Annotated in this window: 11 protein-coding genes and 1 riboswitch; of the genes, 7 read left to right on the forward strand and 4 right to left on the reverse strand. The window is 35.2% G+C overall.

Features of this window, described 5'->3' with window-relative positions; all coding sequences use genetic code 11:
• Positions 1 to 137 precede the first annotated feature (137 nt).
• Entirely contained in the window at positions 138 to 2,582 is a 2,445-nt protein-coding gene (locus AC1D0Y_RS07905) for a sensor domain-containing protein (RefSeq protein ID WP_477707438.1), read from the forward strand.
• Between the two features lie 33 nt (positions 2,583 to 2,615).
• On the opposite strand, the gene AC1D0Y_RS07910 is transcribed toward AC1D0Y_RS07905, so the two are convergent.
• Entirely contained in the window at positions 2,616 to 4,118 is a 1,503-nt protein-coding gene (locus AC1D0Y_RS07910; protein ID WP_060746531.1) for a glycosyltransferase family 2 protein, read from the reverse strand.
• A 23-nt stretch (positions 4,119 to 4,141) separates the two neighbouring features.
• Positions 4,142 to 4,227, reverse strand: a riboswitch (cyclic di-GMP riboswitch).
• Positions 4,228 to 4,454: 227 nt separating this feature from the next.
• On the opposite strand from AC1D0Y_RS07910, the gene AC1D0Y_RS07915 reads away from it, so the two are divergent.
• The gene (locus AC1D0Y_RS07915) at positions 4,455 to 4,649 is read left to right on the forward strand and encodes a hypothetical protein (protein ID WP_060746530.1); all 195 of its coding nucleotides are present in this window, start codon (positions 4,455 to 4,457) and stop codon (positions 4,647 to 4,649) included.
• 261 nt (positions 4,650 to 4,910) lie between these two features.
• Here the strand turns inward: AC1D0Y_RS07915 and AC1D0Y_RS07920 are convergent, their stop codons facing one another.
• Positions 4,911 to 5,195 carry a hypothetical protein gene (locus AC1D0Y_RS07920; protein ID WP_060746529.1) on the reverse strand — a complete coding sequence of 95 codons (285 nt, stop codon included), beginning with the start codon at positions 5,193 to 5,195 and terminating at the stop codon, positions 4,911 to 4,913.
• Between the two features lie 321 nt (positions 5,196 to 5,516).
• On the opposite strand from AC1D0Y_RS07920, the gene hag reads away from it, so the two are divergent.
• From hag to tagD, 5 genes are all read left to right on the forward strand, one after another.
• The gene (gene hag / locus AC1D0Y_RS07925; protein ID WP_060746528.1) at positions 5,517 to 6,332 is read left to right on the forward strand and encodes a flagellin Hag; all 816 of its coding nucleotides are present in this window, start codon (positions 5,517 to 5,519) and stop codon (positions 6,330 to 6,332) included.
• Between the two features lie 90 nt (positions 6,333 to 6,422).
• Positions 6,423 to 8,348: a glycosyltransferase gene (locus tag AC1D0Y_RS07930; RefSeq protein WP_060746527.1), complete on the forward strand. Its 1,926-nt coding sequence runs from the start codon at positions 6,423 to 6,425 to the stop codon at positions 8,346 to 8,348.
• Positions 8,349 to 8,413: 65 nt separating this feature from the next.
• Positions 8,414 to 11,008 (forward strand): CDP-glycerol glycerophosphotransferase family protein, encoded by a 2,595-nt coding sequence (locus tag AC1D0Y_RS07935; RefSeq protein ID WP_477707439.1) that lies wholly within the window; start codon positions 8,414 to 8,416, stop codon positions 11,006 to 11,008.
• A gap of 21 nt (positions 11,009 to 11,029) precedes the next feature.
• Complete coding sequence (locus AC1D0Y_RS07940; protein ID WP_060746525.1) at positions 11,030 to 12,109, forward strand: glycosyltransferase family 2 protein; 1,080 nt, start codon at positions 11,030 to 11,032, stop codon at positions 12,107 to 12,109.
• 87 nt (positions 12,110 to 12,196) lie between these two features.
• Positions 12,197 to 12,601: a glycerol-3-phosphate cytidylyltransferase gene (gene tagD, locus AC1D0Y_RS07945; protein ID WP_060746604.1), complete on the forward strand. Its 405-nt coding sequence runs from the start codon at positions 12,197 to 12,199 to the stop codon at positions 12,599 to 12,601.
• A gap of 76 nt (positions 12,602 to 12,677) precedes the next feature.
• Here the strand turns inward: tagD and AC1D0Y_RS07950 are convergent, their stop codons facing one another.
• Positions 12,678 to 14,114 (reverse strand): flagellin N-terminal helical domain-containing protein, encoded by a 1,437-nt coding sequence (locus tag AC1D0Y_RS07950; RefSeq protein ID WP_477707440.1) that lies wholly within the window; start codon positions 14,112 to 14,114, stop codon positions 12,678 to 12,680.
• A 284-nt stretch (positions 14,115 to 14,398) separates the two neighbouring features.
• A complete protein-coding gene (gene pcp / locus AC1D0Y_RS07955; RefSeq protein WP_060746523.1) occupies positions 14,399 to 15,040 on the reverse strand; it encodes a pyroglutamyl-peptidase I in 642 nt (213 codons plus the stop codon).
• Between the last annotated feature and the right edge of the window lie 3 nt (positions 15,041 to 15,043).

Raw genomic sequence — 15,043 nt, forward strand, 5'->3', positions numbered from 1 at the left:
TGAGATGTTCCTCATTTGGGGAAAGTAGGGTAAAATATATGTCAAATGTAACTTATTCTACTAGTATAGAAGAAATAGATAAAAGGAGGCAGCATGAGACCTTGCCAGATAAAAACACGGAGAAGGAGCAGTCGATCATGATCATGAAACATCTTGATCGTTTGAACACGCAGCTTTTAAAAGAATACAGTGAAGGTATTTTTTTTATCAACTGTGAAGGGGATATCATGTTTAGCAACGAGGCAGCCTTCAAGCTAACAGGAAACGAACACAAACAAAAAAGCCAGCAGCTGACAGCTCTTATACATAAGTCGAAACAACAGCAGGCACAAGAGCTTTTTCAACGTGCTTTAAAAGGAGAAAAAGTTCATTTTTCAACGACAATCAATCATAAAACAAAAAAAGAACTTCATTTATATATTACGCTCATTCCTATTATCGTAAATGAGCAAGTTGCGGGTGTTTACGCCATATGCCGAGATGATTCAAAAGAGCAGGAGCGCTCTAATCACATTTCTCAATTAGAAACACATTTGAAAATGGAGCAAAAGCTAGCGAATGTAGGAAGCTGGTATTACGACGTGACGGAAGATAAAAGCTATTGGTCACCTCAGCTGTACAATATTTACGGATTAAATCCTGGTCAGCTCTTTACTCCTTCTTTTAAAGATGTTCTTCAATTTATTAAAGAATGTGACCAAAAAAGATTACAAAAAGCAGTTACAGAGGCACTTTTAACGGGAGAAAGCTATAAAATTGAATACGCGCTGATGCGGCCAAACGGTGAAGAACGTACGGTGTTTGAGCAAGCGGATGCATTAGCAGACGAGCAAGGAAACGTCATACAGCTGATTGGCGTTGTTCATGATATTACCGAATCAAAAGTGATTACGAATGAATTAAAACAAAAAGAACAGCAGTTTCAAACGATTTATAACAATTTGGATGCCGGAATATGGTCCGTTGATGTGCAGCGCAATAAAATGATTGTATGTTCAAACGGTGTTAGCAGTATTTACGGAGAAGATGCGATTAAATTTTTAGAAGATAGAGATCTGTGGGAAAGTTTTGTTCACCCTGACGATAAACCAGCTGTGGAAAAAGCGCAGCATCAGCTGCAAAAAGGAAAAACGATTCGCCAGCAGTATCGGATTTATACAAAAACAGGAGAGATGAAGTGGGTAAAAGATCGATGCATTCCAACACTTGATGAGAACGGTAAGCTGGTACGCATAGACGGGATTGTTGAAGATATTACCGCAGAAAAAAAGTACATGGATCAAGTTGAATATCTTGCGACTCATGATCATGTAACAAACTTGCCGAATCGAAGAAAGTTTGAAAAGAAATTAAAAAATTTCATTCGGCAAATGAAAAAAGAAAAAGATTCATTAGCGGTCTTTTATCTAGGACTGAATCGCTTCAAGCATATTAATGACACATTAGGCCACGACGTAGGCGATCGCTTGCTGCAGTCTATCGCCAGTCGGTTAAAAAAGTTCGTAACGCCAGATGTGATGCTAGCTAGAGTAGGAGAAGACGAGCTTGCGATTTGTTTTTTATCTCTTGCACATATAAATGAATGTCAAAAACTAGCCGCAGCTCTTTTTCAAGAAATCGAAAAAGAAATTACGATTGACGACTTTTCTCTGTACGTCACAGCCAGTATCGGAATCAGTATCTACCCGCATGACGGTGAAGATGTGAAAACCTTATTGACGAATGCCAACCTTGCTATGCGCCGTGCAAAAGAAATTGGGCGAAGCGACTGGCAGCTGTATTCGCCGTTAATGGACAGCGAGACGTATAAAAGCTATCATCTGGAAAAAGGACTGCGGAACGCACTTCTGCAAGATGAGTTTTTTATTGAATATCAGCCAAAGGTTCATACAAACAGCAGAGAGATTGATAGCATCGAAGCGTTAATTCGCTGGAATCACCCGGAATGGGGGCGCGTATCACCAGAAGACTTTATTCCATTAGCGGAAGAAACTCATTTAATTATTGAACTCGGCGACTGGGTGATCGAGAACGTCTGCAAGCAGCTGCAGCAGTGGGAAAATCAAGGATTACAAACCGTGCCCGTTTCGATCAACGTCTCGTCTAAACATTTGCTGAAACGAGGGTTTGTAGAGCACGTTCAACAAACGTTAGCTCACTACAACATCGACCCTTCATTTATTGAATTTGAAGTAACGGAAAGCTCTATTATTCAGTATGAAGAACACGTAAAAAAAGTCATGGACGAATTAAAGAAAATCGGCGTAACGTTTGCTTTAGATGATTTTGGCACCGGCTTTTCTTCGCTATCACATTTAAAAGACTTCGAATTTAACACGTTAAAAATCGATAAAACGTTTATTCAACATGCGACCGATAAAGGAAAGCAGCAGGCGATTACAAAAAGCATTTTGTACTTAGCTCATGCTCTTAATATGAAAGTAATCGCAGAAGGCGTTGAAACAAAAGAGCAGCTCGCTTTTTTACAAAAGCACGAATGTTCCTTTATTCAAGGCTACATTGTTAGTCAGCCGGCTGCTCCTCAAAAAATCGCCGACTATTTAAAGAAACGATTTCTATAAAAAAAGTGATGTCTCTGTCGAGACATCACTTTTTTACGCTTGAATAGGTTTTCGAAGCGTCCAAATTTGGTAAAACATATAAAGAGACTGATAGATGGTCAAATACGTCAGCAGAATCCAGCCGTTAATTAAGTACGGATAAATAGCTTGCTGTACGGGAGGGCTCGTTAAGTAATCACGGAAATAGATGCACAGGACAACAATCATGCCTGTAAACGCAAAGCCTGTTAAAATGCCTTGCCCTAATTTACTACGCGTCTTCCCGTTTTCTGCGTTGTATTGATTCGCCCATCCGTCTTTTTTATTCGCCGCAAGCCTTTCCATCCATACTTGACCAAACGTAATCAAGTTCACCCATAAATAAATTTCCGGACTAATCAAAAGGCCGGCCAGTATTACATCAATCGGCCTGTGCATCGGCGTTTTGACAGCGAGCATAATATTTAACACAGAAGCTAACGCGATTGGAATGATCCAAAGCCACGACCAGTAAAATTGATCGGTCGCAAGCGCAGCCGATAACAATACAATAAACAGCAGGCGAATAAGTAAATCACACAGCGTTTTGATCTGTGAACGCCATAGCTTTCCTTTATGCTTGGTTCTGACGTCCAAGTTTCCGTTTGTTAGTAAATCCACGGTCCCGGACTTCCATTTATTACGCTGTTCACGGTACGTATGATAGCTTCTCATCGAGTCCACAAAGCAGCGAGCGCCTGGACTGATTAACGTTTTCCAGTTGGATTTTTGCAGCTGCCACGTCAGCAGCATATCTTCAACGTCGCTGTCATTTTGCCAAGGACCGTCAAGCTTATTTTCTTCCACTATATTTTGAAGCGCTTCAGGGCGAAACAGCGTAGCCTGGCCGCCAAGTACGTACGTGCTTCCGCCGTGATACTGAAGATCCAGCAGCCAGCTTGCCATATCCTGCTTCTGCTGATGCGTCCACCACCGGGCTATCGGTCCGCCGTACTCGCCGCTTGCAAGCTTTTCCTCGTAGTGCACATCATCTTTTGAAAGCGAGCTTTTCTTTTTAGGCATTCTCATCGTATATTTTGCCATCACGCCGCCGATGTTTCGCGACGTCATCAAATCTTCCCATAAATTAATGAGTGCTTTTGGAGCCAAGCGGCTGTCTGCATCCATCCCTAAAATCGCTTTAATCGACTCTTTATACAGCTGCTGATATTTCGTCAGCGTCGTATTATATAAATCCAGTGTATCTCCATATATCTTTTTCCAAGCCGTATTTAACGCGCCGACTTTTCGTTGTTTATTGCCTTCAGTGACCAGTACCTTTACATTTAAATCAAATTCATCTCCGGCCAGCTCCGCTTTTTCTTTCGTGCGGTCCGTACAGTTATCTGCAATCACAAATACATCGAGCTCCACATTATTTGGAAGAAGCTGATCGCCTAAACCTGCCAAGCAGTCGCGAATTGATTTTTCTTCATTGTGCGCCGGAATAAAAGCCACGATGCGCGGCCTCATATACGAAGCTCCAATACTTCCAGTAACGACACGCTGATTGTTCATGTTTTCCTTTACCCCCTGATATATCAGGAAACCCAGCTATCCTAGTCCTAAAGACCTTAGACCTGAAGTTTTGCGTCCCAGCCTTTCGACTGGTTTGCCTTTAACTGAACAAGTTAAGTTCACTACTCTTTGTTTTCTTTAAAGAACGAAATATCTAAAATGATACTATATAACGAATATCTTTTTAGATTTTACCATAAAAATAGGTTGAATTACCCTAAAAAAGATTCGACAAATTTCGATAATATATTAGAAAAACAATTGTATAAGTAACTTTAATAAAGTCAGGAAGTAGGGATTGATAGTTAAAAGAAGTGGTTTTAGGAACGTGGAGTCTTGGCTATTGTTTTTAACAAAAATATTCCTCATATTATTTTAAACCTGATTCATACTTTAGTAGAAGAAAAACAAGGTTTGCACAGTCTTGTCCGCGATATTGACATGCTAATACAGATGTTGGAACCTGATTTAAGCAGCGGGAGGATGGATAAAGACAATTACCTTTATATCACTGCAACGTATGAATACTAGAAATAATAAATTAAATGATTTATATGATCATATCCATTCGAAGCTTGATGGCTTGTCAGAGAGTGAAAGACAAAGCGAGATGTTTTTCTAGAGGTAGCGCCTTTTTGAACATCATGGGTTGATTCTTAAATCATAGGTGTTGAGTAATTTATATCTGTAAAAAAACATACTAGTTTTATAGTTAGATAGATTAAAAAGACAGGATAGATGTCTATCCTGTCTTTTTTACTATTTACTTATTTAACGTATGTAAAAATTCACTTAATTTTTTTCTGTTTGAAACTTAAATGAATAACCAAAAGAAATCGGCTGTTTGCCTCCGTTTAATCTCTTTGGAAAACGTTTTAAAGCTGTGCTATGGATTTTTCCATCACTTTGACTTAAGTCAATATCAAATGAAAGAGGGCTTACTGCAAGGTTTATCTCTTTTGTTGGCAGTAAATATACAATATCTTCAGTCTCTTGATGCTGATATTCAAGCCCTTTTGTTGTTTCGTTTGTTAGTGTGAAGTTATGAGTTTCGAAAATGTGTTGGAGATTGTGCATGAGTAGGGCTCCTGTCTTTTTAGTAATTATGCATATTTTACAAGAATTTGAGAGATTTTTAAAGAAGAGATTAGTAAAGTATTTTTTAAATAGTAACTAAACAAAATCTAAGCCTAGCAACAGGATCAATAAAATTCTAAAAGAAAATGAACGGAGAATATAAACAACTTATCTCCTTTGTCGATATATAGTATGAACATATTTCCTAGAGGTATATGTTTGATTACTGTCACTCCTCGCTTAATCATTCAGTAAGCGAGAAACTTCTTGAATACAAGGATGTAATTAAGAAGTAAAACAATTATATGGAGGTAAAGGAAAATGAGAATTAATCACAATATTACAGCACTTAACACGTATCGTCAGTTTAACAATGCAAACAATGCCCAATCAAAATCAATGGAGAAGTTGTCTTCGGGGATGCGTATTAATAGTGCTAAAGATGACGCAGCAGGTCTTGCTATTTCAGAAAAAATGCGTGGGCAAATTCGTGGATTAGAAATGGCTGGGAAAAACTCACAAGATGGTATTTCTTTAATTCAAACTGCTGAAGGAGCGTTAAATGAAACTCATGATATCCTTCAACGTATGCGTGAACTTGCTGTTCAAGGAGGTAATGACACAAACGTAACTGCTGACCGTCAAGCGATTCAAGATGAGTTAGGTCAAATGATGTCTGAAATTGACAGAATTTCAAGTACTACTGAATTTAATAAGCAAAATTTGCTTGGTGGGTCCTTTTCAGGTACTCTCCAAATTGGTGCCAACAGTGGGCAAGTTATTAACCTTCAGATTTCTGCAATGAATACTGCTGGATTAAGTTTGTCTACTTCAATTATATCTATTACAAATAATGCAGGAGCTAGTACAGCTATCAATGCATTAGATAATGCGATTTCACGCGTTTCTACACAACGTTCTAAATTAGGTGCGATGCAAAATCGTTTAGAACATACCATTAACAATTTAGGCACTGCTCAAGAAAATATTACATCTGCTGAGTCACGAGTTAGGGATGTAGACATGGCTAAAGAAATGATGGAACAAACTAAAAATTCTATTCTATCTCAAGCTTCTCAAGCAATGTTGGCTCAGGCAAATCAACAGCCACAAAGTGTTTTGCAATTATTACGATAAAATAATAATATCCTTAAAGAAATATCGTGCTTTTTATATACAAGCACGATGTTTTCATTAAGGTTATTATTTATATAGGAGATGATTAGAGTGCACCCTTTTCTTTCATTGTGCATGATTGTAAAGAATGAAGAGAAAGTAATAGATAGATGTTTGTCTTCAGTAGCTCATTTAGTAGATGAAATAATAATAGTAGATACGGGATCAAATGATAAGACTAAAAAAATTGTTCAACAATTTACTGAGCATGTATATGATTTTGTGTGGGAAGATGATTTTTCTGCAGCAAGAAACTTTGCAGCATCCAAAGCTAGTGGAAAATGGTTAATTGTGTTGGATGCTGATGAATATGTAGATGAAGAAAACTTCAGAGAGTTTATTAAAGAAATTAAAGATGATAAAGATAAATTTGATACGTATGAAATAAAAATATTAAATTTCGCCGGACAACGAGGGGAAACATTACTTCAAAATTACCATCATAGAGTTTATAAAAATAATGGTGAGATTATTTACTATAGAAAAATCCATGAACAGTTTACACATGTTTATAAAGATAATAACTTTACTAGTAAAAGATCTTCACTTGTAATTTTTCATTCTGGTTATCTCAACAATACGGTTCAAGAAAAAGATAAACAACAACGCAATAAACAATTATTAGACAGAGAGTTATTAAGGGGGAAAAACAAAGCTTTCGATTACTATAATTTAGGTAATGAATACTTTTCCCTCCAAGATTATTCAATAGCATTGGAATGCTACAAAAAGTCTTATCAATTACAGAGTGATTTTAGAGTTTTGTGGGTCTCTTCTACGTTGATGCAAATTGTCAATTGCCTTATTCATCAACAACGTTATAACGATGCCCTGACGGTAATCTATGATGCTGAACAAGTGTACTCTGAGACACCAGAATTTCAATATTTAAAGGGAGAAATTTATTATTTAAAAGGTCAAATAGAAGATGCAAAGCTTGTTTTTAATTATCTCTTAAATAATCAAAAAAAATATAATAATGTAATTTTAAGGCCAGACTGGAAAGATCAAATGCCTTACAAGAGATTGGGTGAAATATCTTTATACGAAAACAACTATGAGGAAGCTATTTATAATTATATTAGTGTATTAAATATCAATAAATACTGTAAATTAAGTATTGAAAAAGTCTTGTTTTTGCTAAATAAATTTCATTCAAACGAAGAAATATCTAATTTTCTAGAAAACAACCAATTAATAGATGAAATGAACATAATAGATTATGTCAAAATATGCTTTGATTTAGGTAATCCTGAATTAAGCATTCTTCTTTTAAAAGGTACTAAAAATGATTTCTCTGTGTTATATAAAGTGGCAGAAATAAAAAAGATTGCTTTAGGTCGTACAGGAAACTTATATGATTTTACAGGCTCAATAAATGAACACTTCATTCAAGAACTTAATAAATCAGGGTGGTTAAATATTATAGATATATTTACTTTGAATGAATACTTAGAAGAGTCGTTTGATTCGGAATGGAATTTAAATGTCTTCAAACAAGATCCAAATTTCGAAATATTATTTAATTTGAAAGATAATAGCCTTGCCTATAACAGAATAGACGAGGGAGTGTTTATAGTCTTTTTTAGAATCTTTACTGCTTATAAAAGGTTTGACTATGTTAATTTACTATTAAAATATGCAACCAATTTATCAGCACATCTTACTCCTGCTATTGCGGCTATTTTATATGAAAATGGATTTAAAGTAGAAGGGTTACAATTATATGAAAAAGGAAATTGGGATACATTTAGTAAAGAAGATTTTCTAAACATTATTTCTAGTTTATTAGAGACGGAAAATGAACTCGGTGCATCTCAGGTGGCTGAATATGCAAGAGCTTTATATCCAGATGACTTTAGATTTTATAAAGTTATTTTAGAATACCCTACTAACGAAGATACGGTCTCGCAGATATTACCAGTTGTTTCTCAAAGGTTCCCAAAAAGTACGTATATGGAAAAATACTATATTTGATATTAATATTAAGTTTGAATTTAATTCCGATGATTTAAAAGATTATAAAAGTGGATGTGTGAAAAATGTTAATTGATATTGTACTCGTATACGCTGCAGGACGTGGGGGTCTAGAAGATGTTATTACCAATGTAAGTAGAGAATTAAAATGTAAAGGACATAAAGTAAGAGTTTTTCAAGCTTATCCCCCAGAGCATAGAGAATGGGAAAGAAACTTGCCAGAAATTCACTACTATAGTTCCAAGAAGAATTCATCAGAAGAGACCCTAGCTTCGTTAGCTAAAGGATATAGTAAGGCTCTAAGTCGTTATGGCACCCCGGATATTATATTAGCAACACATGCTCCAAGCTTGAGTTTTATTTGCAGAGAAGCAGTTGCAAATGTAGAAGGAGTTATGCCGCCTATTATCTCTTGGTTGCATGGTCCTCCAGAATATTTTGGTAACGAGGAATTATTGAGATATAGTGATGCTCATTTAGCCATTTCTACACAAATAGGTGAAAGTATTAAAAACTATATTTATCCAGAAATTCCGGTCTATTATGTTGGAAATCCAGTTTCTTTGGATGAAACCAAAGAGATAAAGGTAGTAGATAATGCAATACATTTGTTCTATATCGGGAGAATGCACCAACATCAAAAAAGGTTAGATATTTTATTTAAGGCACTAAGTAAGTTTAAATATGATTGGAAGTTGACTTGTATAGGTCAAGGTCCTGATGAAGAAGCTATAAAAAAATTAGCAACACAACTTGGTATAGAGATGAATATAGAATGGTTGGGTTGGAAAGATAATCCTTGGGAATATGTTAAAGAAGCTACAGCTTTAGTACTATCCTCAGATTATGAGGGATTTAGTATAGTAATGCTAGAGTCGTTGGGGAGAGGGTTGCCTGTAATTTCTACTAACTGTAGCGGTGCTGTAGATATTATTGATGACGGTGAAAATGGATTTTTATTTCCTATAGGTGATTATGATGGATTGACTGAAATTCTCAATAAAATTATAGAGAAAACGGTTGAACATCCTTCTTCTGAAAAATGTAGGCGCTCTGTTCAAAAATTTAAACCTAACGTAGTAACCAACAACATAGAGATGGTATTATCCTACTTTTTCTACAATGGAAATAAGGAATTAGATGGAATTCAAAATTACCTAGTTAAAGATCAAATGTATTCACATACTCACACTGCAGGAGCATTATTTAATACACTAATTAGCGGTGTAGAGTATTTAGGTACAACTCAAAGAGAAGTAGATTTTAAGTACTTGAAACAATTTTTTACTCTTTCTTTTCTAGATCAGCTTCAATTTGATACCGAAGATAATACAAAGGCTCTTGTGTGTTATCCGAAAATTACTATGTTAAATTATAAACTCTCCAAAGCTGTTATTAATTTTACATTGCTAAATGAAGTAATAGATCAAGAGGGTTTCTTTACGGAACGAATAAATTATAACGCAAAATTAATAAATGAGAATGGCTATTGGAAAATAAATCAATTACAACTTGAAGAAGCCGCCCTTCCTCAAGTAAGTGAGAGATTGCCCAAGAATCTAATAAAGAAAGTACTGTTAGTGAGTACGAACAATAGCGGTTCATCTAATACTGTGGCACTGTATAAGCAAATCCCTCAAGATGTTCTCCAACGTTTTGATGTGGAACTGTTCACACAAGAAAATACAGATGCATATATACAGAAAGTTCAATCTGCAGATATCTTAGTTCTTACAGAAGCAAATGTATTACAAGATAAAAATTATTATAATCCTTCTCAAATAATTATTGACTTATGGCATGGATTTCCTTTAAAAGCTATGGGATATGCTGCCAAAAATGAACCCTACAAAAACAATATAACGGATAGATGGCAACATATTAATTATGTGGGCTCTTATTCACAAATGTTTAATGAATTAATGACTAAATGTTTTCAAGTGGATAAGGGTATATTTAAAATTACAGGGATGCCAAGAAATGATTTTTTATTTAAAGACATCACGTCAAATGTAAAAAAACTTTTTAATAAAGAATTAAACCTATCTATTAATGGAAGAAAAAAAATAGCTTTTTTTCTTCCAACCTACAGGCATGTAGCTTTTAATAATAGGAAAGATACTTCCTTAAACAGGAACAACCTTTTTGGATTTAATGAGTTAAATTCTACAGAACTAAATCATTTTTTGGAAAAAAACGATTTAGAATTAGTGGTTAAACTACACCCTGTAGATAAGGAAAATTTAAGAGATCAAATAAGTACTAGTAAAAATATTCATTTTTTAACGGATGAAATGTTAAGAAAATATAGTTTAGATTTATACGAAGTTTTGAATGTTTCTGATTTGTTAATTACAGATTATTCTTCAGTATATTTTGATTACTTGTTAACGAAAAAACCTATTTTATTTATTTCTGTAGATATTGAAGAATACATTAAAAATAGAGGGTTTATTATATCTGAATATGAAAAATGGATGCCTGGACCGAAAGTAAAAGATCAGAAAAGTTTTGAAAGAAATATAATTCAATTATTAGAGGATGTTAGTTTTTATCAAATGGAAAGAGAGTGGGTTTTAGAACAAATACACTTTTATAAAGATGCACAGTCTTCTCAAAGGGTATGGGATTTTATAAGCAATATAGCAACATCAATTTGATGTTTTGGAGGGCTAAAAGAATTGAAAATTTCTTTGGCAATGATTGTGAAAAATGAAGAAAGGTTCATTAAAAGATGTTTAGATAGTGTAAAAAGCCTTGTAGATGAAATTATAGTGGTAGATACAGGTTCTACTGATAATACTTTATATATTATTCAAGAATATTCAAGCGTTAAGTTATTTCATCATACTTGGAATAATAATTTTTCTACAGCACGAAATTTTTCATTAAGTCAGTGTTCAGGAGATTATGTTTTAGTATTAGATGCTGATGAATATGTTTCAGTGGGAGATAGGCAAGAACTAGAGATTATAATGAAATCTAATGTCATAGGGAGAATGAAGATTTGTAGTCCTTTTAAAAAAGAAGGGCAAACTTTTACGTCGAACTCCTATGTATCAAGATTTTTTCCTAAAGAACTAAAGTATAAGGGTATTATTCACGAGCAACTTGATAGTGATTTATCTAGACAAAAAATGAACTTTGAGATAGAACATAGTGGTTACATGGACGTTCGAAAAGACCAACGTAATATTCCTTTGTTACTTAAAGCGTTAGAACAGGAACCTAAAGATTCATACTACATGTTCCAATTAGGAAAAGAGTATCGAATAGTTGAAAATTATGAGCGTGCTTTCCATATATTAAATGAATCATATTCTTTACTAACGGGTGAAGAAGAGTATTATACCGATCTAGTTGTTGAGTTTATTTACAGTGGTAAAGAGATTCAAAATAATTCTATAAGTAAGAGAATCTTAGGAGTTATTGAAGATAATGAAGAACATTTGAAAAAAGTTGCGGACTTTCATTTCGCAAAGGGTTTATTCTTTCTAGATTACAGTTTGAAGTTGCGTAATAGAGGATTTGCATATCTACCTGCTATCGAACAGAGTTTTTTAAAGTGTTTACAATTAGAGAATAGTAGTCATGTTGAAAGTGTAGTTGGAACAGGAAGCTTTTTAGCAGCCTATAATTTGGGTGTGTTTTATGAAGTGATAGGAAAAATAGATGAGGCGGAAAAATATTATCTACTATCGTTTGAAAGAGGTTATATCCCTGCTCAAAAAAGACTGAATGTGTTGAAGGTATCGAAATGAAGAAAGGCTGTATTCTTTCTAGTTTTATAATATCTACTTCTAGGATAAAGTAAAAATGATTTATGAATATGAAGAGGGGTAGACATGATGAAAAAAGTAATTACTTATGGAACTTTTGATTTGATTCATAAAGGGCATATAAACTTGCTGAAAAAATGTAAAGAAATGGGGGGATATGTAGTTGTAGGTCTTTCTACTGATGAATTTAATACATATAAAAATAAAACAGCGTGCTATTCTTATAAGCACAGGAAGTATATTCTCGAAGCTATTAAATATGTGGATGAAGTAATAGCTGAAGACTGCTGGGAACAAAAAATAGATGACGTTATTAAGTATAATATAGATTTATTTGTAATGGGGGACGATTGGAAAGGGAAGTTTGATTTTTTAATACCTTATTGTGAAGTGAAATATGTTCCTAGAACAATTGGTATCTCAACTACTGAGATAAAAACTAAAATTGAAAATAACCTCTCTAATATTAAATGAAGATCTGGTTTGAGAAATACTAAAACACAAGTTCTTGACTGTTAGACAAGAACTTGTGTTTTGTCATCAATTAAACCTACTTCAACAATTCCAAAACCCCTTGAGGCATTTTCAAGGATTGAGATAGCATAGCCTGTGAACTTTGCGTTAAGATGGCGGTTTTTGTTTGTTCCATTAGCTCTTTTGCCATATCTATATCTCGAATTCGTGATTCTGAATTAGTTAAGTTAACAGAATAGGTATTAACGTTTGTCATGATATGTTGGAGAGCATTTTGATAGCTGCCAAATTTAGAACGAGCAGTTGAAATAGTCTGCATAGCTTGGTCGATTGAATCGATTGCTGTTTGAGCTTCTGCTGTAGATAGGACATTGAGTTCTTGAATTCCAAGGGTTTTAGTCCTTGCATCTGTCAATTCTACTTTGAATAGGTCTTTAGCATTTGCGCCGACTTGAAAGGAAAGTGTAGGCATATCATCATCTTCTATAAAGGAACCTGCTGATTCACCGATTGTGTCTCCAATAACGGTACTAATTTCTGTTCCCCAAGTTGGTGAAGAAAGGTCTACAAATTTTCCATCGGTACTTTGGACAACAGCATCTAAAGGAGCGGTACCGGAATATTTTTGATACACACCGTGTACGTGAATGCCTTTTCCTTGCAGATTAGCTAATGTAGAGGACAGAAATACAGAATCATCAGCAGTTTCATTGGTAACAAAAACAACATGTTTCGTTTGAGCTCCGTTTTCCTTATATCTAAAATCATAATTGTCAGCAGCCGTGTTAAGAGCGGTCATCGCATTTTCAGTTCCTCCTCTGTTAGTAGAAGCTAAGCGTAAAATTTCATTTGAAATTTCTTCTTGGTTAGAAGACCATTTACTGCCGTTAAAATCACTGAGTAAAAACTCGTCATCCGTATACTCCACAATTCCCATTCTAATATCTGAAACGCCTCGCCCACTAATACTAGTGATTAAGCCGCTGAAATTATTAGCAATCGTCGTTTGAATGCCCGCCATACTAGCCGTATTGTCTACGACGAAGACAATATCAGCCTTTCCGCTGCCCGGAGTTCCTGGTTTAGAAATTACAGGGGGGCGCAATACTTTCTGTGTATTAAATTCCGTGTTGGTTGCAATTTCATCAATTCCGCTAATTAACTGTGAAACTTCATTTTGAATAGCTTGTCTGTCTTCAGCTGTGTATGTAGCGTTTGAAGCTTGAACAGCTAACTCACGAAGCCTAAGAAGATTCGGATCAGCAATCTGGCTAAGGCCGCCTTCAGCTGTTTGAATTAATGAAATCCCATCTAAAATATTTCGATCAGCTTGGTCCAAGCCGCGAATTTGGCTTCGCATTTTTTCTGAAATAGATAGTCCGGCAGCATCATCCGCAGCTTTGTTGATACGCAAACCAGATGAAAGCTTCTCCATAGAAGTTTGATTTTTTTTTATTTGTTTATTGTATACATTTAACGCTACAATATTGTTCATAATTCTCATAAAGTTCATCGCATTCACTTTAATATAGGCATATAAATATTACTTTTTATAAAAAAATAAACATTTTATGTAATTAAATGATTCATAATACCTAGTTAGTACGAAAGTAAAATTTAATTACTAAACTACTGAGATATTACAGTCTAAGAAGAAGGGAATACAATTGAAAGATAAAGGTTTTCGAAAGCTACTCCTACACATTTAAGCGTCTAAAATAATGGAAGCTAATATCCCAAGAAATAAAAAAACGAATCTTTTCCAATAGAATAAGGTCCGTTTCTACAAGGATATTTTTAATGCGTAGCTCCACCAGAAACCACAACATCCTCCTCAACCAAAATTGTCGTCTTCACCACGCTAAGCAGTCCCTCCACAATCAAATCCAACGACATACTCGCTTTCCCTGGATGATTCACACCTTGTTCAGGAAGGTAAGGAATATGAACAAATCCACCTTTAATACAGCAGTTTTGAATCATGTTCATGAGTCCGTAAAACACGTGGTTACAGACAAACGTTCCAGCAGTTTGAGAGACGCTGCTTGGAATGCCAGCTTGGCGCAGGTTTTCGACAGCTGCTTTGATGGGCAGTGTCGAAAAGTATGCGGCGGGGCCGTTTTGGATAATAGGACGATCAATGGGCTGCTGGCCAATGTTGTCAGGAATTCGCGCGTCGTCTACGTTAATCGCAACGCGTTCGACCGTAATTCCTTCTCGGCCGCCGGCTTGTCCAACGCAAATGACGATGGAAGGGCTAATTTCTTCTATATACGTATGAAGCTTTGCGATTGATTCACCAAACACAGTAGGAAGAGGCTTAGCAATAATGTGATAGCCTTCAACAGCTACACCGTCCAAAGCCTTTACAGCTTCTAAGGACGGGTTAATACTTTCACCTTCAAATGGTTCAAAGCCAGTTAGTAATACAGTTGTCATTCT

Source organism: Priestia sp. P1_B12_1 (assembly GCF_056406695.1).

Bases quoted from the DNA above. Each gene is read 5' to 3' on its own strand.
- AC1D0Y_RS07905 (WP_477707438.1), top strand. From the start codon at position 138: ATGATCATGAAACATCTTGATCGTTTGAACACGCAGCTTTTAAAAGAA.
- AC1D0Y_RS07910 (WP_060746531.1), bottom strand. From the start codon at position 4,118: ATGAACAATCAGCGTGTCGTTACTGGAAGTATTGGAGCTTCGTATATG.
- AC1D0Y_RS07920 (WP_060746529.1), bottom strand. From the start codon at position 5,195: ATGCACAATCTCCAACACATTTTCGAAACTCATAACTTCACACTAACA.
- hag (WP_060746528.1), top strand. From the start codon at position 5,517: ATGAGAATTAATCACAATATTACAGCACTTAACACGTATCGTCAGTTT.
- AC1D0Y_RS07935 (WP_477707439.1), top strand. From the start codon at position 8,414: ATGTTAATTGATATTGTACTCGTATACGCTGCAGGACGTGGGGGTCTA.
- tagD (WP_060746604.1), top strand. From the start codon at position 12,197: ATGAAAAAAGTAATTACTTATGGAACTTTTGATTTGATTCATAAAGGG.
- AC1D0Y_RS07950 (WP_477707440.1), bottom strand. From the start codon at position 14,114: ATGAACTTTATGAGAATTATGAACAATATTGTAGCGTTAAATGTATAC.
- pcp (WP_060746523.1), bottom strand. From the start codon at position 15,040: ATGACAACTGTATTACTAACTGGCTTTGAACCATTTGAAGGTGAAAGT.